The sequence below is a fragment of the uncultured Tateyamaria sp. genome, from assembly GCF_947503415.1.
In the GTDB taxonomy this organism is placed as follows: domain Bacteria; phylum Pseudomonadota; class Alphaproteobacteria; order Rhodobacterales; family Rhodobacteraceae; genus Tateyamaria.
Window position 1 is genome coordinate 657,780 of the sequence record NZ_CANNDS010000001.1, and the last position, 20,951, is coordinate 678,730.

Consider the following 20,951-nt stretch of genomic DNA (forward strand, 5'->3'; position numbering starts at 1 on the left):
TTCGATCGCTTCAGTTTGCCAAAGCTCACACGTTTTTTTCACCAGCATAAACGACCGTTCCTGATGTTGCCAAATCGTTGAAGCTGTCTTTGGCGCAGCCGCAGCGACAGCCCACTTGGTCCGCAGACTGTGAGTTCGACTGCCGTCGGATTATGCGAGCGCAGCGAATAGTAGGTTCGGAGGGCCGCACTGCAGCGACTATCTTTAGGAGCGAACGGCAGGATTGGGCCGCTCACAACTTGCTAATTCCCAGGGAGTGAGGGTTCAGTTTCCAAACTCTTCCGCATCTTCAGAAAGCGCACTTGGAGAGACATCCTGACCACTTGCCCGATCAGACTTGATCTGCGGCGCTTTCTTAACCCATGCGGCCAGTTGGGACCCTGTTTCACCATAGAACTTTGGCACGATCCGCTCAAGTTCAGAGACAAAGTTGGTCTGCTGGGTGAACTTTCCTCCGAGCCGTTCTGACAAGAAGATATGAAAGCCATGCGGCGTCAGATGCTCCTTGCCGGCTGCCGCAAGATCTGGATCGACCCTTAAGTCCGCAACCGGATACTGAGTTGGTTCGCTCGCCCCAGGCCAGAGTAGGCGGATGAATAGCCCGTCAACGTTTTCTCCTTTCAACTGGCGCAAAAGCCAGTTTACTCGAGCTTTCGTCGACTTCTTGTCTTCAGGCGCTTTGAGCGTCATTCCGACGTCCAGTGAGCGTCGAGCCAAGTCTGCTGACACGTTGATCGGCGCAGCGGCGTCTGGGACCATCAAAGTGCACGATATACAATGGCTCTCCCGTAGCTGCGACAGCTCATCCTTCTGGCGTAGCGCTGGATCGCCAACTTGCTTGCGTGGCAATTTCTCCGTAACAACATTGCCTGTCATGCGGCTCAGGATCATCGACAGATCGCGGGTTTCCTGGTGCCAAGCTTCCAGTACTGTCTTTGCAGGCAATGACTTGGCTGGGATTGCACCCCCAGAGGAGACGAGCTTATTGAGCTCCGTCCACTCTTTGGGCATCCGGTCAAAGCCTTTTACGCCAGCACTTTCATGCGTCAGAAACCGACGCAATTCATTGAGTAAAACGAGCTGGTCGACGTCGGCGACCTGCTCTCCCGAGATCAACAGGTCCGCTGTGGTGAGGATATGCATCCATGACCAATGATAGACAGGCACCCGTGAGCGGCTCTTGCGGACTTGCTCGACCGGATGGCTATCAGGGGAAGTCGCAAATTGGTTTGAAAGAGTGATTACGCAATCGATACCATTCTCCTTGGCCAATACCCGATAGCGCTCGATTTGGTCAGCATCGAGCTCACTGTTGCCAACTTTGGCCTCAACCAGCGCCCTCCATTCGCGGCTACCGATCCGCACGACAATCAATCCATCAGGGCGGTCTTTAATCCCTGTACTCTGTCTGTGAAACACCACCTCGGTGTAAGTGTCGACGTTCGCGCGAGCGCCGACCCGCTGACCAACGGATGATAAGAGCCGGGCACCGAACTCATCGATTTTGCACAGACAAGCTAGAACAATTGAGGTGGTTCGTCCTTCCTTTGATGTGGTAGACAGGACAGGGAACAGGCGAGCTGCCTCACCTTGCTTCAAGTAATCAGGCAGTTGCTCGCTTCCCAATGAATAAATCCTTGCTTATCAACAATGAATTGAAGTTGATCAGAAACCCGGTCTTTAGGTCAACCCTCGCGTGTGCGGCGGAGGTTTCGTCTGTATTGCAAGCAATTGAGAACAGTCGATCGTACAGCAGCGGTAAAAACCAAAGGGAAGGTCCGCTTCGAAGGATTGCGCAGCGGCATTCAGATCGAGTGCTCTATGTCCGGTTCGGGCCGTCCTCAGCGGTGCCACTGAGCCCAACGGACATGCTGCGGACGATCTACCGGCGGCTGCGAGCCCATTGTGTGAATTCGTTTTCCTTGCTGCGCGCGCTCGCAGCGTAACAATCCGGCGATTGCGCGCTCTTTCTTGCTGCTGTGCAGCAGCGAAACCAGCCATTTGATCAACACGCTGCGAAAATGTCGTGCAAGTATATACAGTGCGGACGAAGTTGCGACGGGAACTGCGGGTTAGCAAGCGTTCTAGGCAGATTGTTTCAATTCGATCATTGATCATAAGCTGGGGATGTTGATCACGTTTCTGCCGCGCGGCTTTAGTTGACCTTGGCGGCATCGCAAACAATTATATGATTTGTCGAAAGATACTCGCCCCTCAACTTCAGGTGCTGAAAAACGCTCGCGAAACGGCAATAGTTTATGCGAGTATAGGCTTTGCACCTAAACATAGGCGGAAAGACAGCAGTCATCTGTGGAGGATCTGCGGGAATTGGTTTGGGTTGCGCGCGGGTTCTGGCAGGGGAAGGCGTGCGGGTCTGGCTGGTGGCCCGTGACGCAAAGCGCCTGGCTCAGGCGTGCGAGGCCATCAGAGCCTTCGGGAGACAGGCCGACCCAATTGTTGCTGATCTTGCAAGAGAGGATTTGGCAGACCGCATCGCTGCTATCATGCCTGCGCCGAATGTTCTCATAACCAATCCAGGCGCCACCCCCGCGGGGTCGCTGACTGAGGCCGCCGTGTGGCGCGCGCAGGCCGAAGCGATTGTGGGATGCACACTGGTGCTGCTTGACCTTGTCCTGCCTTCAATTAGGGATCGCGGCTTTGGGCGCATCATCAACATCACCGCTGCAGGCGCTTTCGAGGGTAGTCCCGCGTTTGGTGTTGCCGGCGCGCTAAGGGCGACCTTGACCCATGCGAGCGCCATGGTTGCCTGCAAAATCGGGCCGCACGGCGTTACGATCAACAGCGTTGCGCCTGGTCCTGTGCGTTCCGAAGGTCTCGATAAACACTTCGAATGTCGGGCTCGAGAGTTCTCGAGAGTTAGGGCAGTCACTTGATGAGGTCCGCCAGACACGCTTGCAGCAGATACCAACAAACCGCTTCGCGAAGGCAGATGACATCGGCGCGATATGTTCCACGTTTGCCTCGCCTCTTTCGGCAAGCTTCACGGGCCGGACAATTCTTGTGGACGGAGGCGCGAACGCCTTCCCCTTCCTGTAGTCCGTCCGGCACTTTGTACAGCAAGCTGAAACGGGTGGGCTTTTGCATAGAACGGCTGGCGGCGCTTTTTCTGTCGAAAATTGCAATCCTCTGAAAGTCAAAATCACCCGGACCTGAGATCGTTCTTAGTTGCTTTGGGCTGGCAACGGATTTGAAAGCGACACAACGATCTTGGGAGATGGGCGGCATTGCAAGGCGTCGGAATATTGACCATTGGGAAATAGTATATCTTATTTTTCAAAATTAGGCAGCCACCGCGAAAAAGTCGACAATTTGCCTCATCGATAATAGGTATTCCCATGTCGGACCTAGCCACACTATCGGACCCACTGATCGCAGGTGTGGCCAGGCCGCCGGATTGGTGTGACCCGACCCCGGATCGTTTTCGCGGTCTGGTCACATCTGATCTGCGGGTTCAGCGGACAATAATGTCTGCGATCAACTTTGATTTCACCCTCGACAGTATCGCCACTACCGAGCCTGAAATGATGGTCGCCGCACGGTCTCTGAAAAGAGCCGGATGCCAAGCGGTTATGCTGACGGGCACGCCGATTACCTGGGCAGCAGACCCGACGCAAGCGGGTGCGCGCGCCTTGCAGGACCGGGTTTCGGCAGCCGCCGGGGGTGTGCATTCATTCTGCCGGGTCTGTCAATCGTCGAGGCCTGCCGGGCGCTGGGGATTACAAGACCCGCATGCTGTACCACGTACTATCCTCCTGACTGGCGCGCACGCTGGACGCATTTCCTGCGCGACTGCGGGTTTCAACGCAAGGTGATGATGTCGATGGAGCAACTAGGCATGTCTGACCCGATACAGGTCGTCGGCGATCTTGGCTGGCCTCTAGCGAATGAGCGTCTCGTGGAAGCGGCCCGCGCAGTCCGCAAGGCAGACCCAAAGGCCGATGGTATGCTGATCGGTGACGCTGGTGTTTCCACTCTTGGATTGATTGAGGGTTTGGAGCAAGAATTCGACATACCGGTCATTGGCGCGGACGGTGCAATGGTCTGGGGCCTTGCGCGGGCATTGGGCGTTGATCTTCGCGATGGATCCCTGGGTTGGATGACGCATGTCGGGCGGCCCCCTTCGGGACAATGAAATGAACGCGACAAGTTCCCGCGATTTGGGCAAGGATCGGCTCTACAAGATTGTCTGTGACGGCATGTGCATCGGATGTGGCCTTTGTGCCAGCCTTGCTGGGCCCGAAAAAATCCGCATGGCATTTGTGCGCAACGGTGATCTGCGCCCCCATGACACTGGCACTTTGTCGCAAGAGTTGGTCGATGAAATCTATGATCTTTTCCCCTCCACACGGCTGGATGGGCTGCCACCTAACCTTCAGGGGACCGGCACGATTGTCGATCCGATTTGGGGGCCTTATCTGGCGATGTGGACCGCCCATGCTACAGCCCCCGATACTCGGATTAAGGCTGCCACCGGTGGGGTGATCACAGCGCTTTGTCGGCTGCTGCTGGTTCAGGGTCGCGTGGAATTCATCTTGCAGGCGGCGCCATCGCCGGATCGACACACAGCCGGTCTGGCGCAATTTTCCCGCAGCAGCCAAGATCTGCACCGCACCACCGGTTCGATCTATGGGCCGGGTTCGGTGCTGGAGCGCTTGCGCGAAGCCCTTGACCTGAACCAGCCGTTTGCGCTTGTCGGCAAACCTGGTGATCTGGCCGCAGCCCGAAACCTGGCGCGGAGGGAGCCACGTGTGCACCAACTTGTGCGATACTGGCTGACCCCGGTCTACGGTGGCTACGTCCCCCCCAAACGCACGGAAGAATTCCTTGCTGAACGCGATGTGGACCCGGCCACATTGACCGGCTTTAAATACCGGAGCGATGGATGCCCGGGAGACACCGAGTGGCAAACCTCGACCGGCCAAAGCGGTGCCGCCAGCATGATGGATCTTCATGGCGACGACGGCGAAGCCACCTGTGCATTGCCGCTGCGCTGCAAGCTTTGTCCTGACGGGCCGGGCGAAAGTGCGGACATAGCAGCGGGGGATCAATGGGTTTACGATGTCCTCGATCCTAAACTGGCAGGATCAGATCCCCGCTACAACGCTGTCATCGTTCGCACAGAAATTAGTCAGGAATTATTTGAGGAGGCCTGCAAGGCGGGCTACCTGACAGTCGACGGCGCAATCACACCTGAATTCTATGACACATGTCAGCATCATCATGTGACCAAGAAACGGGTTATGCGCGTCCGCTGCGACGCTGCCTTGGCACTTGGTCACACAGTTCCACGCAGCACGGGATTGCTGCTGGATGCGATGGCTTCACGCGAATCGAACGGAACCTACTACACCCAGTTCGAAGGCGCGATTTTCTTCAATCATCGCGATGGTGCCACCTGCGATATCTTTCTGGCCCAAGCCTACCTTGACGCTGCTGCTGCCGCTGAGCTTGGCGTGGGTACCGCAGTTTCATTCCGGAGGAGAACCATAATGCCACTTGTGAAAATCGAAATGTTTGAAGGACGCACACAAGCCCAGAAAAAGGCGGTTGCCAAAGGCATCTGCGAGGTCTTTCGCGAGGTTCTGGGCGGCTCACCGGATCACAGCTGGATCATCTTCGAGGACCGCAGCCGCGATCAGTGGTTCGTCGGCCCCAACAGCCAGACCGAGATTAATGCCAAGCGCCAGGCGGCGGGTGGCGACGACTGATGGTTTCGTCAAAACGCCTGACTCGACGGTTAAACTTTATATGCCCGAATGAGCGCAAAGGATTGAAGGTAAATGAGAAATACCGTGACACCGCGTGAACGACTTGAAAAAATCGTGACAGATGGGATGTGCATTGGTTGCGGATTGTGCGCCTCTCTGGCGGGCCGCGACCGCATAAGCATGGAGACGGTCCAGACTGGATATCAGCGCCCAGTGGCGCTTGTCCCGCTGAACCACGAGCTTGTTGACCGGATATATGATGTCTGCCCCGCCACGCGTCTGGAAAGCCTACCAACGCATTTGCAGGGCGAGGGATTTGCGATTGATCCGGTCTGGGGGCCGATTTCCTCGATGGTCCGCGCCCATGCCGCGGATGAGACGACTCGGATCAAGGCGGCAAGTGGCGGTGTGCTGACAGCGCTTGCCAAGTTCTTGCTCGATCAATCCGAAGTGGCGTTTATCTATCACGCGAGACAATCGGAAGACGATCTGACTTTCGGAGTGCCACACATCAGCCGAACGGCTGCTGATGTGGCACACGGCACAAGCTCCATTTACGGTCCAACTCCCATTCTTGAGATCATGAGTGATGTTCTGGATATTGGCGAGCCTTTCGCCTTTATCGGCAAGCCCTGCGATATCTCGGCGGTCCGGAATCTTGCACGTTACGACCCCCGGGTGGACCGGCTTGTGAAAATCTGCATGACGCCAGTCTGTGGCGGCATTGTTCCGCCGCCGCAAATGAATGATTTCCTGGCGCAGCGTCAGACGGATCGTGACAATCTGACCCGGTTTGCCTATCGCGGCGACATGTGCCCGGGCGACACCGAGTTCGAGACACGTGACGGGCATAAGCATACTGCAAATTTCTTTGAGCCTTATGGTGGCATCGAGGAAACCTCGTGGCAGTTGCCGTTCCGATGCAAAGTCTGCCCGGACGGTCCGGGGGAAGCTGCTGATATTTCGGCCGGTGATATATGGCCGAACGATGTGCCTGACTGGGAAACCGCAGACGAGGACAAGGGCTCAAACGCGGTCCTCGTACGCAGCGCGGTGGGTCGCAAACTGTTTGATGCCGCCGTAGAGGCAGGCGTTATTGTAATCGAGGAAGACGTTTCGCCGCGTTACTATGACACCTGCCAACACCATCATGTGAAGAAGAAGCAGTACATGCGGCCGCGGTATGATGCCCTGCTTGAGGCTGGCCGAACAGTACCGCGCACAGCTGGGTTGCGGCTCGATACATTTGCCGCCGATCTGGATGACGAGACGTATCACTGGCAAAAATCGGGCACCCTTAGCCGCCTGCAAAGCGGCAAGGCAGATGAGCTCGCTCCAAAAGCGCGATGGGATAGAAAATCAAATGACTGACAGGCAATCAAACAATGGGCCTATCATCGGTATCCTGTCACCACCCGACTGGTGCGAACCATCGGTGGATGAATTTCGCGCTCTCAGCGCCACCCCGGTGCGCATGCAACAGGCGATGGTGCCCTTGCCGGGCCTAGAGTACGACGATCTGCGCAACATCGCGAACGCGCAGCCGCAGGTTGAGGTTGCGGCCCGCCTGCTCGGCAATGCTGGCGCCTGCGCAATCGGCATGACAGGTACGCCTTTCGTCTGGGCGGGGCTGTCAACGAAGGCTGATATCCTCGCGCGAAAGGCCAGTATCGCTGAGGCTGCGGGCTGTGAGGTGGTGATGGCCGGAACCGCCATCTGCGACGCGCTGCAAGCGCTGGATGCGCAGCGTATCGCCGTCGCCACGCCCTACTACACGCCGAAATGGCGCGCGCAGACGGAAATCGCCTTGCGCGCATTCGGGTTTGATGTCGCGGCCACTGCCTCCGCAGACATCCTGACCGCGGGCACAAGCATCACAAGCATCGCGGATCATGACGCGACATCAGACATGGACACAGTGCTGCGCCTGCTCACGTCGCTGCGACATCAGGTACCCGACTCAGATGCGCTTGTTGTCGCGGGCGCGGGTGTCAGAATGCTGGAGGCCACACCGCGTTTTGAGGCTGAACTTGGGTGTCCTGTCGTGTCTTCGGACACCGCTCTCTATTTCTCCTTGCTAAGCGCCGCGAACCTATCTGTTCAACCTGGCTTGTTGGGATCAATGGAAGCGGCCTTGTTGTAAACTCGCATCGAATGGAAAAGCCTGCCCCTGTGAGGGCACTGGCACTGGCCTGCTGCATCCAAGGGTGCAACTGCCGTTATGCCTGAAGCTGTAGATCCTTTGCAGGCTCAACTGTTTTATTCCATACTGGCTTGCGGTCGTTGTTCCAAGCGGGCAATCAGTTCCTGCAGGTGTTGGCTCCTCTGTCTCAGTTGACATAGAAACGCCCACGTCGAGAGGACTTGAAAGACCGGTCCAGCGGCATCTGAAACGCCGCATAAACAGGCCTGACAGATGACCGCATCCGTTCACATTCCCAAAACACTCAAAAAATGACTTGCATTAACGGGGGGGGGCATCCACAGATGTGAGTTCGACAGAGCACCGATCTCGCGCGCGCAGCGAACGGCCGTTTAGACGGGCCACAATGCAGCGAGAGGAGCGTGCGATGAATGTCTCTCATGGGCCGTCCTTGGCAGGCCCTTGGTCTTAAGCGCGGCTTATGTTGCACTACATCCGAGGTCAGCTCTAGAGCCCATTTTGACAAATGCTGCGCAGTGCACGAATGTCTGCGAAGCTCATGCAGGATCGAGACCCGGGGACCAAATTCCGCACCATGGAGACTGAAACTAAGTTCGCGGCAAAAGTCTTTGCCACTCTTTTGGTGGCGGGTACATTTGGCCTGCCAAATATTGGCCTTGCTGACAACATTCCCGACAACTTCTCGCAAGAGCTCGACCCAAATTACGTCGCGTGCCTAATGGCTGTTGATGACGCTGAAACGGAGTTCCGCGACACGCTCCAGTCTGCTTGCCTTCAACGCATGGGCGATCTTTGCAGCGGAAGGAACGGTCTTGCTCCTCCGTCTCAAGTCATTGACTGCATTCACTTTGAAACCCAACGAGGCATCGATTTTTTGAGAGTGGCAACTAGCGAGTTGCCTGAGTTTATCGAAAAAGAAGGGCTCTTTGGACATGGGTATGAGAGACGGCGCGACAGCATTTTCAATGATGTAGAGTTGCTCACAAATTCGCCCAAACCTCAAAGCATCGAAACTGCAGTTCAGCAAAGCGTTGAAATGGCATCGGCAGTTACCTTACTGTTTTGGCTCGCGAGAGAAACTCAAACGCCACTTGATGCCTACGTGGCGACATCATTTGATCATCATTAACAGCAGTTCATTTGAAAGCAGACATTCTTAATGCCTTTGTAAACGGCAGCTTTGTCCCGCACAGGAGACACAGGACGCTTCTAGCTCGTCTCCCCCACCACCAGCTCTGACCCCACATCGACCCGCACTGGCGCATCGACCTCGCCGTCAAAAATGCCCTGCAACAGGCTCACAACCTGTCGTCCGATATCCTCGGCCTGCACGTTGACGGTGGTGATACGGGGGTTCGACACCTTGGCCACCTCAAAATGACCAAAACCCGTGATCGCCAGATCATCAGGCACGCGTAGCCCTATCCGCTGCACAGCACTCAGACAGCCAAAAGCGACTGGATCAGAGACACACACAAGCGCGTCATAGCGCGCCACGTCTCGGCCCATCGCCTCGATCACCGCAGCGCCGTGGCGCATAGAGACAGGCGCAGGCCCTGCATCGACCATCGCGATCTCGGGCAACCCATGGGCACGGGCCGCCTCAACAACTCCGGCCCGGCGCACCGCACCGCGCATGTCTGCCCCTTCGGAGGCCCCGACAAAGGCTAGCTTGCGCCGCCCCGTCTGTTCCAGATGATCCACGATATGTGCCATCGCATCGCTGTTGGAAAAGCCAACCACGTGGCCCAGCGGACGGCTCGGCAGGTCCCACATCTCGATCACGGGAAGCCCCCTGCCCTGAACCAGTGACTGCATGGCCTCCGTATGATGCCCGCCAGTCAACACAAGCGCTTCGGGATTGCGGGTCAAAAGCTGGCGCACCAACTCCTCTTCGCGCTCCACCCGGTAATTCGTACTGCCCAAAAGCAGCTGCAATCCCGCCTCCCCCAACCCACCCGTCAAAGCACGAAAGGTCTCGGCAAAGTTTGCATTGTTCACCGACGGCAAAGTGACGGCGACAAAGCCGCTTTTCTGCGTGCGAAACGCCTGCGCCGTGCTGTCATAGACATAGCCCAACTCGTCCGCCACCTGCCGCACCCGCGCCCGCGTGTCCGCATTCACCGTCCGGTCCTCGCGCAGCGCGCGGCTGACCGTCATGGGGGACATGCCCACCTTTTGGGCCACATCCCGCATGGTGATGCGCGTGGCCATGGCTCAGGCCCGGTATTCGTTCAATTGGGTCACATGGTGGTGGATGCGGCCGTCAAAATGCTCCGACACGATCTCACCTGTCACATCGCGGGATTGGGCGCGGTAGGGACTGCTCAAAGCGCTCTGCATTGCCGCCTCGTCCGGGTAGGTGATGGCCAGGATCAGAGGGAATTCAGGCGCCCCTTCGTCCCGGTCATCGCTGAACATCACACGCACATCCGTGTTGCCGGGAAATTGACGCCACAGGGGCACCAACCGCTCCAGCACAGCGGCACGAAAAGCATCCGTGTGGCCGGGTTTCACCGACCCTTCGAACAGGGCAAACCGTGTGATCATTGGGGCATCTCCTCTTTCGCGCCGTTGAAAAACTCCATGACGGCGGCCTGATCTTCACCACCCAATCCGGCGGCAGTCAGCATTCGATGAATCTCGGCACACAAGGCGGTCATGGGCATGGATGTTCCGGTCTGTCGGGCCAGATCATTCACGGCGTTCAAATCCTTGACCATGTTGTCGATCCGGCCCGTGCGCCGATAATCCTTGGTGACGAAACGGGGCAAATACTCCTGCAACAGAGCCGAATCTGCCCGCCCGCCCTTCAGCGCCTGCGGGATCTTTTCGGCGTCCACACCCGCGTCCAGCGCCAGTTGCGTGGCCTCTGCCACAGCCAGAAATCCCAGACCACACAGCACCTGATTGATCAGCTTGGTGGTCTGCCCTGCCCCGGACGGCCCCATATGGGTGTAATTCGACGCCACATGCTTGAGCGCCACATGCGCGCGCTCGACATCCTTAGCCTCGCCTCCGGCCATCAAGGTCAACTCACCGATCAAAGCCTTCGGCGCACCACCGGACAAAGGGCTGTCGACCCAAGCCAACCCAAGCTCCGCCGCTTGTTTTGCAAATTCACGCGTGGCCTCGGGTTCAATCGACGACATGTCGATGATGACAGTGCCCGGCTTGGCCCCCTCCGCAATCCCGTTCGCGCCAAAGGCCGCGATGCCCACGATGCGGGACGCATTCAGGCTGGTGATCACGAAATCCACGTCACGCGCGGCCTCGGCAGCAGAAGCAGCCGCAACCGCCCCCTTGGCCACCAGTTCGGCCACCCGTGCCGCGTCCAGATCAAAGACATGCAGTGTATTGCCAGTCTCTAACAAACGCGTTCCGATGGCACCGCCCATGGCCCCTGCCCCGATCAAGGCGATCTTTTCGCTCATGTCATCATCCCCCGAAAAGCATTTCGCATCAAAGCGATGCCGTGATGCCGCCATCCACATACAGTGTGTGGCCGTTCACAAAACTTGACGCAGCTGACGACAGAAACACAGCCGCCCCGACCAACTCGTCCACCTGACCCCAGCGCCCGGCGGGCGTGCGCTTTTCAAGCCATGCGGAAAACTCAGGGTCCGCCACAAGGGCCGCGTTCAAAGGCGTGTCGAAGTACCCGGGTGCGATGGCGTTGCATTGCAGGCCATGTTTGGCCCAGTCGGTCGCCATTCCCTTGGTCAAGTTTGCAACAGCGCCCTTGGTTGCGGTGTAGGGGGCGATACCTGGCCGGGCCAGCGCAGACTGGACAGAGGCGATGTTGATGATCTTGCCCGCGCCGCGGCCAATCATATGGCGGGCAACGGCCTGCCCCACATGGAACACGCTGGCGACATTGGTCTGGAGCAGGCGTTCGAACGCATCAGCCGGAAAGTTTTCCAGCTCTGTCCGATGCTGCATGCCTGCGTTGTTGATCAGGATGTCGATGGAGCCGTTTTGCGCTTCGAAATCGTCGACAGCGTTGCGCACCGCATCGTGGTCGGTGGCATCAAAAGCAAGCGTGTACACAGTCGCCCCGTGCGCCGTCAGCTCTTGCGCGGCGGTTGCCAGCTTGGCGGTGTCGCGCCCGTTCAAAACAATCTCTGCACCTGCATCCGCGAGGCCCTTGGCAAGGGCGAACCCGATGCCCTGAGACGAGCCGGTGATCAGGGCACGACGGCCATCAAGTGAGAAAAGGCGGGGCATGCGGTTCTCCGGAATTGGTATTGCAGGATTGACGATTACTGATTGTTACCGATACCATGATACCGATAACACAACCTGTCAATAAGAGAATAGCATGCGCAAGATCGCGTTCCTGAAAAGTGGCCCACGCCCGGTGCTTGCCCCGGCCTGCCCAAAGCGCAACACTGTTCAGACGCAGCCATACACAACCAATAGCGGCTCTTTGAAAGGTCCCTCATGAAAGTCATCGTTGCCCACGCGGCCAAGGATTTGCGGATCGAAGAGCGCGACACGCCCACTCCGGGGCCCGGTCAGGTGCTGATCAAAATGGCTGCTGGCGGGATTTGCGGATCGGACCTGCATTACTACAACCACGGTGGCTTTGGCGCGATCCGGTTGCGCGAACCGATGATCCTTGGCCACGAGGTGTCCGGCCATGTGAGCGGGTTGGGCGACGGCGTCGAAGACTTGGCCATCGGTGATCTGGTGTCTGTCTCCCCGTCCAGGCCCTGCATGTCCTGCAGCTATTGCGCCGAAGGCAAACAGAACCATTGCCTGAACATGCGGTTTTACGGCTCCGCGATGCCCTTCCCCCATATTCAGGGTGCGTTCCGCGAATACATCGTCGCGGACGTGGCGCAATGCGCCCCAGCCGGTGATCTCAGCGTGGGCGAGGCCGCGATGGCCGAGCCGCTCGCCGTTGTATTGCACGCCGCACGCCAAGCGGGCGACTTGATGGGCAAACGGGTGCTTGTGACCGGATGCGGCCCCATCGGTTTGCTGGCTGTCCTTGTTGCCCGTGCTGCGGGCGCGGTTGAGGTTGCCGCCACGGATATTTCCGATTTCACGCTCGCCAAAGCGCGCGAGGTTGGTGCGGATACCACGGTCAACATCGCGCAAGCGCCGGATGGCTTGCAAAGGTTTGAAGCCGACAAGGGGCACTTCGACACATTGTTTGAATGTTCCGGTGTGGCCTCTGCGCTGGCCTCAGCCGTTCCGGCCATGCGTCCAGGCTCTACCATTGTGCAGCTGGGATTGGGCGGCGACATGACACTGCCGATGCAAGCGATGACAGCGAAAGAGTTGCAGTTGAAAGGCTCGTTCCGCTTTCACGCGGAATTCTTCACGGCGGTGGACATGATGCGGACGGCCCGATTGGATGTGCGGCCGCTGATCACGCACGTTATGAACGTCGACGATGCCGTCACGGCGTTTGAAAGCGCGGGGGATCGGACGCAGGCCATCAAGGTCAACATTGCCTTCTGATGATGTGATACGATCCGACCTGTTATTGCGCGGGGAGTGATAGATCGGTCGAAAGAAAACCGACGAGCGCTCTACGCGTCGCGAAATTGGCGTGCGTCTTCCGCATTGCGACGGCGTTGTTCGACCGTGGCTCCGGTGCTTTCGTTCAGAGTTTCAGCCGTGTCGCGGACGGCCGCCCGTATTGGGCGAGGCACGGGTAAGCGGCGTAGTCGTTTCGAACCGAGTTGTCAGTATGCGAATGTTGGAGAAGTCTTTTTGGAACCGTTCGCCAAACGGACGTCACACCTTGAGGAGGTGTCTGTCTTCTCTTCGCCCAACTGACCCAGATAAGTGACGGTGCTGTCGCATTCGCTCTAGCTGATCGCAGATGAGACGCTGTCCCTGCGCACACCCAGCCGATTTGCGGAGCGGTAAATCGAAACCGACCAATTGTGCCGGTTCGTGTTTGCTACGGAGCCGGAATTCGGGTTTTAGCGTTCAATTGAACAGTAAATTTTTCTCTTACTGGATTATGCGATGTGCATCCATTCTCAAATCGGCTCTGTCGCTTATCACGATCTGCTGCGTTTGTTGCAGGATGATGCTGCGTCTGATCTGCGCGGCACTGCGACCCGCGTGACCGTGAAGGGGCGCGTGTTCTGGTATGACAAGTACCGCGTCGGGACAGAGATGGAGCAGCATAACATCGGTCCCGAAAGCGACGCGTTGCGGGTGCGGTTGGCGGCCGCAGCGGACCGCCGCGCCGAGCAGACCCGTCTTGTTCGCATCTTTCGGGCCGGGGATTCGCCTATGCCGAGGCCATGACGCTGGGGCCGAACTGGGCACGTCGGATCAGCCCCAGTTTGGGCCGCATGCCGCGTGCGACGGAGGTGTTGGCGGACTGATCGGCGCCCGCCCGTTCAAAGGCCAATCGTGCGCAACCAAAAAACCCTTTTGACAGGATATCAGCCGCGCTGGCTAATGGGGCAAATCGCCTTTGATTGCATCGGCGTCTTACTGAACAAGCGGATCGTTTCATGTCACAGCTTTATCCATTTACCGACCTGATTGGCGCTGAGGTACATCCGCCGCATCGCATGGCGCAGGCAGATGGCATCCGGGTGACCGATGTAGATGGAAACACATTTATCGACGCTGTATCGGCCCTGTGGTGTTGCCCGCTGGGCTTGACCAATGACCGGTTGGCGGCGCGGGCTGCGGCGCAGATGAACAGCCTTGGGTACTACCACAGCTTTCTGGGACGCACCCATAGCCCGTCCGAGGAACTGGCCGCGCGATTGGTGGAAAAGCTGCCCGGCGGGCTGGCCCATGTATTGTTCGGCACCGCCGGATCGGAGGCTGTGGATACGGCCATCAAGATCGTGCGCTATTTTCAGAATGCGCGTGGCAAGACCAACAAAAAGCGGATCATTTCGCGTGATGCGGCATACCATGGGTCTGGCACGATGAGTGCTGCGCTGACGGCGATGGCCGCCACACATGACGGCTTTGACGTGCCGGACGATATGGTGTTGCGCACGGGCCGACCGCATTACCTGCTGGATGCCGAACCGGGCGAAAGCGAGGTCTCATTTTCCAAACGTCGCGCGGCGGAACTGGATGCGCTGGTCCGTCGGGAAGGGGCGGATACAATCGGCGCCTTTATTGGAGAGCCTGCGATGGGGGCTGGCGGAGTGATCATGCCCCCCGAGGGATATTGGGCCGAGGTGCAGAATGTACTGGCCCGACACGATATCCTGCTGATCGCGGATGAGATCATCACCGGCTTTGGCCGGACGGGGGAGTGGTTTGGGTGCGAGACCTATGGGATCGAACCCGACATGATGACGATGGCCAAGCAGTTGACGGGGGGCCTGTTCCCGCTGTCCGCCGTGGCGATGACAGATGAGGTACGCAACACCGTTGCGGGGCTGGCCCAAACCTATGAGGTGTTCGGGCATGGCGTCACCTATGGCGGGCACCCTGTGGGGGCGGCTGTGGCGATGGAGTGCCTGGATATTTACGAAGAGATGAACCTGCCCACTCATGTCAAGCATTTGGGCGGTATGATGCAGACACGGCTGGAAGGCATCCGGCAGTTTCCGGGTGTGGCCGACGTGCGCTGTCTGGGGATGTTGGCCTGTGTCGAGTTCGCGGCAGGTTCGGGTCATTGCCAACAAGTGGCAGCCGAGACGCAGGCGCGCGGTGTTTTCTTTCGCGTGATCGGTGACGTGCTGGCCATCGCGCCGCCTTATATTTGCACGGATGCGGAGTTGACGCAGATCATGGATGTGTTGGCCGACAGCGTACTGGCTGTGACCGGGGCCGCGCCGCATGGGGGATGACTTGTGCTTTATGGGCGCGGTCGAGGCGTTGACCCGCTTCAAACGCCGCGACCTGTCCCCGGTTGAGATGACGCAAGCCATTCTGGCGCGGGCAGAGGCGACGCAAAGTTCCATTAATGCCTACGCCTTCCTTGATGGCGCGCGGGCCATGGACGCGGCGCGCGAGGCCGAGGCCCGGTATATGGAGCAAGGGGCTGCTCCGCGCACGTTGGAAGGGATTTGTGTTGCACTGAAGGATGCGGGCAGTCTGGAGGGGTGGCCCACGACCTATGGTTCGCTCACGACGGACCCTGCCCCGCGCACCAGCACAACGGCAGAGAATGACACAATGGTGCAGGCGGGCGCGACACTGCTGGGCAGCACGCGGACGCCGGAATTCAGTGGCGCCCTTACTACCCATTCCCGGGCTGGGGGCGTGACGCGCAATCCCTGGAACACGGCGCTGACACCGGGGGGATCGTCTGGTGGGGCGGCTGCAAGCCTTGCGGCGGGGGCGGCAACCCTTGCCATGGGGTCTGACATAGGCGGATCCATCCGCGCGCCCGCATCCTGTTGCGGTGTGGTCGGGTACAAGCCGCCCAAGGGCCGCAACCCGGTCACGCCGCCCTTCAACCTGGATTACTTTTGCCATACCGGCCCACTGGCCCGGTCGGTCGCAGACATCATTCTGATGCAAAACGCGATGTGTGGCCCGCACCCCGCCGATGTGACAACCCTGCGCCCAAAGCTGCATGTGACGTCCGAGATCAAGTCACTGAAGGGCCTGCGCGTCGCGTATTCGATGAATCTTGGGTTCTTTGAAATCGACCCTGAGGTGGCGCAAAACACGTTGCGCGCGCTTGAAGTGTTCCGGGCGTGTGGGGCGACGGTCGAGGAAGTATCGCTGCCTTGGGACTGGTCCGTGATGGATGCGGCCAAGACGCATCTTGGGCACATTTTTTCAAGCTGGATGGCGGCGGAATCCCGGGGCAAGGCAGATTTGATGTGCCCGTACACTCAAACGTGGATCGACATTGGAACGGCCAGCACGGCGACGGACTTTTACGGAGCCTTGGGCGTGGCTGGGCGTATAGGACAGTCATTTGCCGCTGTGATGTCTGACTACGATCTGTTCGTGTGCCCGACCACAGCAGTGCCCGCTGTTCCGGCAGAGTTTGATCACAGCCGCGATGTGTTGGAGATCAATGGGCGCGTGGTCGATCCGGTGCTGGGCTGGGCGCTAACAGTGCCGTTCAACATGCTAAGCAGTCACCCGGTTCTGTCCATGCCGTCCGGGGTCGCCGGAAACAACTGCCCGACGGGCATTCAGCTCGTGGCCCGACCCTATCACGACCAGCAGGTGTTTGATGCGGCGCTGGCCTATGAGGCCGAGTTGATGGTCACACAAGGGTCGTTGCAAAGGTTTTCCGCTATCTCGATCTGAGAGGGCGGCCGCACGAGCGTCGCGTTTTGCGCGCCTGTTCGGGTTCTCAATGGAAGCCATTTGCCGCCGCGCTTTACGAATTTCCGCCGCAGGCGAAAGTACAAATTGATATTAGGTAGTAAGCTCAGCTTGGTTCAGCGTTCGACCGAGCAGATCGATGAATGCCACAAAGACCGCTTCTAGTCCGCTGCTGTCACATTCTCGATCACCATGTCGATCGACTCCAGATGCCATACTGCGGGACCTACAACTCTCATGCGCCGACCTTTCTGAGCGGCGTCAACGAACTGGGCTATAAGGTCGGCTTCCAACACTCCACGCACGAAAATCTGGTCGCACCGGTCGCGTTCGCCACAATGGGCGATCCCTTGGACGTCCGCAGCCATGAGGCCTGTCGAATACTCGGACAGTGGGCCCACCTGAAAGGCTGGGACACCGATTATGTCATAGGGTTCTGGTTCGCTGGTCACGAAAGGCGGTGCAGCGAGCAAATAGGACAAACAAGTGATATCATCCGCGTCAGTCGTCAGACGCCGCGGCTGCGGATCATATGTGTAACAGCGGTCCGGCGCTCCACGCGCGACGTTTCGGAACACCGCGCTTGGTTCATCCCGCGCTGTCGTCTGCTTCCAGAAGGTTATGGCTCCATTCGTTTGTTCCAGTGCCAGAAGACTGTCGGTGTTCCCTGATACAGAGGCCGGGGCAAGCGCCAACTAGATCGCGGACATCAACGTCGCGATACGGATTTTGATCGGGAGCACCTCCGACATCAAAAACCCACCCGTGCAATGAACCGAAGAACACTGTGCCAGATCACCAAGGCCTCCCGAGCGGTCAGCGGCGGCGTATCCGGGAATTGATGCTGACGGTTCATCGTCGCCCGAGCTTGGATACCGTGATCATCGACTTGGCCCCCGGCAGTTACCAGAAACTCGAACCCACTAGTTCGGGAAACTTCACCTTTCCAGATCGCGACCCGCTCTCCTCCCGGCACGCCAGCGATATCAAGTCTGCGCGTGAGGTCGCCAAAACGCGCAGGATCAAACACCCCACTGCGGTTGAGCATAACGGAGAGGTCGACGGTCAGAGTAACCTCCGCGTCAACCGAAGCGACGTTCTGTTTGAGAACGATGTAGGTCGCCTCTTCAAGATTGGCGGGACCAGTCAGATACCCGCCATTGAAACAGGCGCCGGGGTTTTCGCGCTGCCAGGGCTCAGGGCGCAATCGTCCAAGCAGCGCGGCGGCGAAAAGCGGTGTCGCGTTTTCTTCTGGCGGCACGCCTTCCACGTGCAAAACGGCACCTTCTCTTTCAATCCATCCCTCCACGGTGACAGGGAATTCGGGCCAGCCCTCCTTTAGTGGCACGCTATGGCCCAGAATAATCGCGTCCCCTTGTGGCTCGAACCATCGTAAAGTGATCTTCTGGCCATTGTCGTTGGTTGTGCCGCTCCTCAACGCCGCAACACGCGCGCGCCAGAGGTCCTCTGCGCCCTCTTGTTCCGTCTCTAGGCGCGATATGCCAAGGTTTCCGGCGAAAAAACATGTAGGGTCATGTCCCAACCGACCGGCAGGGTCACTTGGTGGCGCCCGAGGCAGACATCCTGAAACTCAAATCTACTTGATTTATAATCTTCCTTGGCAAGCGCTCCATTTGAGCCATGGCGGTGCTGAAAACCGAACAAGCCAATGCCTGCCAGAGCCAAAATAGCGATCCAATGGCTAAGGCGCGACGTGAGTTTCACTGGACCGTGGTATCCTCTCTTTGGCTGCGCGCAGACGTTGCCATAAGGGTACGCAAGATCCGCTCTTTTAAACACGCCCGGTCGTTTTCGCCCCTGCGCAGACCGAGCCCCGCAACTTTTGCGAAGTTCGTCGATGCGGTTCGACACGACAGGTAAGATCCTGACTGACGCCATCGCAAGCGCGACTGCGGTTGAGAGCATCAAGGCCGATTGGGAAAGGCTGCATTGGATGCGCGATACTTTCGAAGGATCAAACAAACGAGACGTGCACCGATTGCAATCATTGATCCGTGATAGCTGAGTTTTTTGTCGTTGCCATGGAATTGCTGGGCGATCCCAAGATAAAGGCGTCTCCGGCCGCGCGTTTCTTTGGTATTGCTGAGTGGCAAAGCAGCGTGCCTGGTCCCGTCGACAAAGACTCTGAAATCATTCCATATATGGGACCGCATGTTCTTCAGATCGATGAAAATCGCGCACTCTTGCGAGCCGGCGGAGACAGTATCGCGGCCCGTTGGGCAATCAGTTGTGGGTTTTTCTTTCCCATCTACGCAGTGGTTCTGATTATCGAGGCCTCCGAAGTCTTGCAGTTTTTCGCGCGCGGCGGGCGAACGTGCCATCAGCACTTCATGACTTCCGGCGGAGTGGTGCGAGAAGATTTCTCTTGACGCATCGCTCGTAAATTATGCTCGATCTGAATGGTGCCAGTTCCGTCGCATCTTTGGCGAAGCCTCTCAGTTCACGACGCTTGCAGAGAAAATATCGACCTATTTCTATCTCGAGCGGATCGTATGGATCGCTGTATTTGTTGTCCCGCCCATCTGGCTTTTTCTCGTGATGCGACAGACGTCCGCTCCGTTGGCCCTTGATTGCGCACGCGGCTTGATCTGGACGCAACAAAACGGGCAGACGTGGTCAGCGCCTTGGCCGGATGTTCAGGTCACTGGCGTAAACGCGCCGTTTGCGACGTTTCCCGCGTTTGCTCTGCGCGAGGCCGGATCGGACGAGATGCGATGGGTAACGCTTGCCGGATGTCACGCTGTCGGAGAGATGAGCGTCTCGCGCACGAGAGCCCTCGGTCTGAATTGGCTGACCCGGTGGGGTGGCAGGCGCTGCTGGATGGTGGCATTTATGGAGCTGGGCCCCGATCATGTTCACGAACGGAACACGGGGCTGACGCCCGCCGGCATTCTCGCCCTGCGATCAGAGACTCTTTCGGGGGCCCCTTCGCCAAAAGATATCCCCGCTGGTGACAGGCCTCGACGCGTTGCTGCGCGCAGTATCGCGGCCATGCTGCGACGTCATGCTGATATCACTTAACCGGAGGAGTGTGGATTGCAGCCAGTTGGGCCAGCGTCATGATCTAAGGGGATATTGCAGGCTGATTGGCCATTCCAAAGCATTCGTCCGCAAGATGCCGGAAGCCTGACTGGAACCGCACAGTGCATTGGGATATCGTCCACCCGCCCCGAGAAGCATCGTGCCGATGATCCAGAGGCCGACGAGGCACCGGCAACCAAACCGGACCACACCATGGCCGCACACCGGGTTGGCCGTTGCTACAGCGGCGTTAAGGGCATAAATCAGCGAACGATGGAAATCGTGAAAGCTGCGTATGTTGTGAAGTCCAACACTCTCGCACTGCGCTTTGTATGGGCGGGGTCGAGGTAGGTTTGTAATGTCTGTCAGATTTGATGTGCGGATAAGACAATCCTGGTTCAGGACAGATATCGAATTTCTCCCAACCGAGAATAGTACACTGTCGGGATCGAAAACTTTGTCAGTAGAGCTCTCTAAAACGGACAATGGCGCTAAGTCTGTGACTTTGGCGTATGAAGCACGGAACAAGCGCAACAATCAGTCCAAATTGGCAATCACAGACGAGCACGGCTACTTAGGCACGGCGAAACTGACTTGAGCGAAGATGGTTTGGAACTGTCTCGCGAGTTCTGGTAAACCCGCGCTTGGCACCGTGGATTGAACGCCGCTGGTCAGTCTGTCCTAAGAAAAAAGTGCGGTTGAGAAATCGGGTTAGATTGATGAATTCCGAGCGTTCTGGTTGCTTTCATTGGATGTCTGACATCTTCCAAATCGACAAG

19 protein-coding genes are annotated in these 20,951 nt (G+C 58.0%); 12 read left to right on the forward strand and 7 right to left on the reverse strand.

Annotated features, from left to right (window positions below; translation table 11 throughout):
* Positions 1 to 264: 264 nt before the first annotated feature.
* Positions 265 to 1,626 carry a hypothetical protein gene (locus Q1A32_RS03155; RefSeq protein WP_299649422.1) on the reverse strand — a complete coding sequence of 454 codons (1,362 nt, stop codon included), beginning with the start codon at positions 1,624 to 1,626 and terminating at the stop codon, positions 265 to 267.
* Positions 1,627 to 2,273: 647 nt separating this feature from the next.
* Between Q1A32_RS03155 and Q1A32_RS23995 the strand changes: the two genes are divergently transcribed.
* From Q1A32_RS23995 to Q1A32_RS03180, 7 genes are all read left to right on the forward strand, one after another.
* A complete protein-coding gene (locus tag Q1A32_RS23995) occupies positions 2,274 to 2,894 on the forward strand; it encodes an SDR family NAD(P)-dependent oxidoreductase (RefSeq protein ID WP_366141195.1) in 621 nt (206 codons plus the stop codon).
* Entirely contained in the window at positions 2,806 to 3,057 is a 252-nt protein-coding gene (locus tag Q1A32_RS24000) for an SDR family oxidoreductase (protein WP_366141196.1), read from the forward strand. Before Q1A32_RS23995 ends, Q1A32_RS24000 begins: the two co-directional genes overlap by 89 nt.
* Positions 3,058 to 3,577: 520 nt before the next feature.
* Positions 3,578 to 4,153: a hypothetical protein gene (locus Q1A32_RS03160; protein ID WP_299649425.1), complete on the forward strand. Its 576-nt coding sequence runs from the start codon at positions 3,578 to 3,580 to the stop codon at positions 4,151 to 4,153.
* Position 4,154: 1 nt separating this feature from the next.
* The gene (locus tag Q1A32_RS03165) at positions 4,155 to 5,729 is read left to right on the forward strand and encodes a Coenzyme F420 hydrogenase/dehydrogenase, beta subunit C-terminal domain (RefSeq protein ID WP_299649428.1); all 1,575 of its coding nucleotides are present in this window, start codon (positions 4,155 to 4,157) and stop codon (positions 5,727 to 5,729) included.
* A gap of 351 nt (positions 5,730 to 6,080) precedes the next feature.
* Positions 6,081 to 7,100: a Coenzyme F420 hydrogenase/dehydrogenase, beta subunit C-terminal domain gene (locus Q1A32_RS03170; RefSeq protein WP_299652746.1), complete on the forward strand. Its 1,020-nt coding sequence runs from the start codon at positions 6,081 to 6,083 to the stop codon at positions 7,098 to 7,100.
* Positions 7,093 to 7,872 (forward strand): hypothetical protein, encoded by a 780-nt coding sequence (locus Q1A32_RS03175; protein WP_299649431.1) that lies wholly within the window; start codon positions 7,093 to 7,095, stop codon positions 7,870 to 7,872. Before Q1A32_RS03170 ends, Q1A32_RS03175 begins: the two co-directional genes overlap by 8 nt.
* Positions 7,873 to 8,416: 544 nt before the next feature.
* Positions 8,417 to 9,022, forward strand: coding sequence for a hypothetical protein (locus Q1A32_RS03180; RefSeq protein WP_299649434.1), 606 nt, complete (start codon positions 8,417 to 8,419; stop codon positions 9,020 to 9,022).
* A gap of 80 nt (positions 9,023 to 9,102) precedes the next feature.
* On the opposite strand, the gene Q1A32_RS03185 is transcribed toward Q1A32_RS03180, so the two are convergent.
* The 4 genes from Q1A32_RS03185 to Q1A32_RS03200 are packed head-to-tail and all read right to left on the reverse strand — an operon-like array spanning position 9,103 to position 12,120.
* Positions 9,103 to 10,107, reverse strand: a complete 1,005-nt coding sequence (locus tag Q1A32_RS03185) for a LacI family DNA-binding transcriptional regulator (RefSeq protein WP_299649437.1) — start codon at positions 10,105 to 10,107, stop codon at positions 9,103 to 9,105.
* Between the two features lie 3 nt (positions 10,108 to 10,110).
* Entirely contained in the window at positions 10,111 to 10,443 is a 333-nt protein-coding gene (locus Q1A32_RS03190) for a putative quinol monooxygenase (protein WP_299649440.1), read from the reverse strand.
* The gene (locus Q1A32_RS03195) at positions 10,440 to 11,327 is read right to left on the reverse strand and encodes an NAD(P)-dependent oxidoreductase (protein ID WP_299649443.1); all 888 of its coding nucleotides are present in this window, start codon (positions 11,325 to 11,327) and stop codon (positions 10,440 to 10,442) included. Before Q1A32_RS03195 ends, Q1A32_RS03190 begins: the two co-directional genes overlap by 4 nt.
* A 28-nt stretch (positions 11,328 to 11,355) precedes the next feature.
* Entirely contained in the window at positions 11,356 to 12,120 is a 765-nt protein-coding gene (locus tag Q1A32_RS03200) for an SDR family oxidoreductase (protein WP_299649446.1), read from the reverse strand.
* A gap of 216 nt (positions 12,121 to 12,336) precedes the next feature.
* Here Q1A32_RS03200 and Q1A32_RS03205 point away from each other — a divergent pair, with 216 nt between their 5' ends.
* The 4 genes from Q1A32_RS03205 to Q1A32_RS03220 all read left to right on the forward strand — a co-directional run bounded on the left by Q1A32_RS03205 (position 12,337) and on the right by Q1A32_RS03220 (position 17,112).
* Positions 12,337 to 13,365, forward strand: a complete 1,029-nt coding sequence (locus Q1A32_RS03205; RefSeq protein ID WP_299649449.1) for an L-idonate 5-dehydrogenase — start codon at positions 12,337 to 12,339, stop codon at positions 13,363 to 13,365.
* A 516-nt stretch (positions 13,366 to 13,881) separates the two neighbouring features.
* On the forward strand, positions 13,882 to 14,169 hold the full coding sequence (locus Q1A32_RS03210) for a hypothetical protein (RefSeq protein ID WP_299649452.1): 288 nt from the start codon (positions 13,882 to 13,884) through the stop codon (positions 14,167 to 14,169).
* Positions 14,170 to 14,381: 212 nt separating this feature from the next.
* Positions 14,382 to 15,689: an aminotransferase class III-fold pyridoxal phosphate-dependent enzyme gene (locus Q1A32_RS03215; protein ID WP_299649455.1), complete on the forward strand. Its 1,308-nt coding sequence runs from the start codon at positions 14,382 to 14,384 to the stop codon at positions 15,687 to 15,689.
* Complete coding sequence (locus tag Q1A32_RS03220) at positions 15,679 to 17,112, forward strand: amidase (RefSeq protein WP_299649458.1); 1,434 nt, start codon at positions 15,679 to 15,681, stop codon at positions 17,110 to 17,112. Before Q1A32_RS03215 ends, Q1A32_RS03220 begins: the two co-directional genes overlap by 11 nt.
* Before the next feature lie 179 nt (positions 17,113 to 17,291).
* Here the strand turns inward: Q1A32_RS03220 and Q1A32_RS03225 are convergent, their stop codons facing one another.
* Complete coding sequence (locus tag Q1A32_RS03225; RefSeq protein WP_299649461.1) at positions 17,292 to 17,582, reverse strand: hypothetical protein; 291 nt, start codon at positions 17,580 to 17,582, stop codon at positions 17,292 to 17,294.
* 299 nt (positions 17,583 to 17,881) lie between these two features.
* The gene (locus Q1A32_RS03230) at positions 17,882 to 18,478 is read right to left on the reverse strand and encodes a hypothetical protein (protein WP_299649464.1); all 597 of its coding nucleotides are present in this window, start codon (positions 18,476 to 18,478) and stop codon (positions 17,882 to 17,884) included.
* Positions 18,479 to 19,145: 667 nt separating this feature from the next.
* Between Q1A32_RS03230 and Q1A32_RS03235 the strand changes: the two genes are divergently transcribed.
* On the forward strand, positions 19,146 to 19,520 hold the full coding sequence (locus tag Q1A32_RS03235) for a hypothetical protein (protein ID WP_299649467.1): 375 nt from the start codon (positions 19,146 to 19,148) through the stop codon (positions 19,518 to 19,520).
* Positions 19,521 to 20,951 lie beyond the last annotated feature (1,431 nt).

Coding starts and splice junctions, on each gene's coding strand:
- Q1A32_RS03175 (WP_299649431.1), top strand. CDS start 7,093: ATGACTGACAGGCAATCAAACAATGGGCCTATCATCGGTATCCTGTCA.
- Q1A32_RS03185 (WP_299649437.1), bottom strand. CDS start 10,107: ATGGCCACGCGCATCACCATGCGGGATGTGGCCCAAAAGGTGGGCATG.
- Q1A32_RS03210 (WP_299649452.1), top strand. CDS start 13,882: ATGTGCATCCATTCTCAAATCGGCTCTGTCGCTTATCACGATCTGCTG.
- Q1A32_RS03190 (WP_299649440.1), bottom strand. CDS start 10,443: ATGATCACACGGTTTGCCCTGTTCGAAGGGTCGGTGAAACCCGGCCAC.
- Q1A32_RS03170 (WP_299652746.1), top strand. CDS start 6,081: ATGGTCCGCGCCCATGCCGCGGATGAGACGACTCGGATCAAGGCGGCA.
- Q1A32_RS03200 (WP_299649446.1), bottom strand. CDS start 12,120: ATGCCCCGCCTTTTCTCACTTGATGGCCGTCGTGCCCTGATCACCGGC.
- Q1A32_RS03165 (WP_299649428.1), top strand. CDS start 4,155: ATGAACGCGACAAGTTCCCGCGATTTGGGCAAGGATCGGCTCTACAAG.
- Q1A32_RS03215 (WP_299649455.1), top strand. CDS start 14,382: ATGTCACAGCTTTATCCATTTACCGACCTGATTGGCGCTGAGGTACAT.
- Q1A32_RS03220 (WP_299649458.1), top strand. CDS start 15,679: ATGGGGGATGACTTGTGCTTTATGGGCGCGGTCGAGGCGTTGACCCGC.
- Q1A32_RS03180 (WP_299649434.1), top strand. CDS start 8,417: ATGTCTGCGAAGCTCATGCAGGATCGAGACCCGGGGACCAAATTCCGC.
- Q1A32_RS03205 (WP_299649449.1), top strand. CDS start 12,337: ATGAAAGTCATCGTTGCCCACGCGGCCAAGGATTTGCGGATCGAAGAG.
- Q1A32_RS03160 (WP_299649425.1), top strand. CDS start 3,578: ATGCCAAGCGGTTATGCTGACGGGCACGCCGATTACCTGGGCAGCAGA.
- Q1A32_RS03195 (WP_299649443.1), bottom strand. CDS start 11,327: ATGAGCGAAAAGATCGCCTTGATCGGGGCAGGGGCCATGGGCGGTGCC.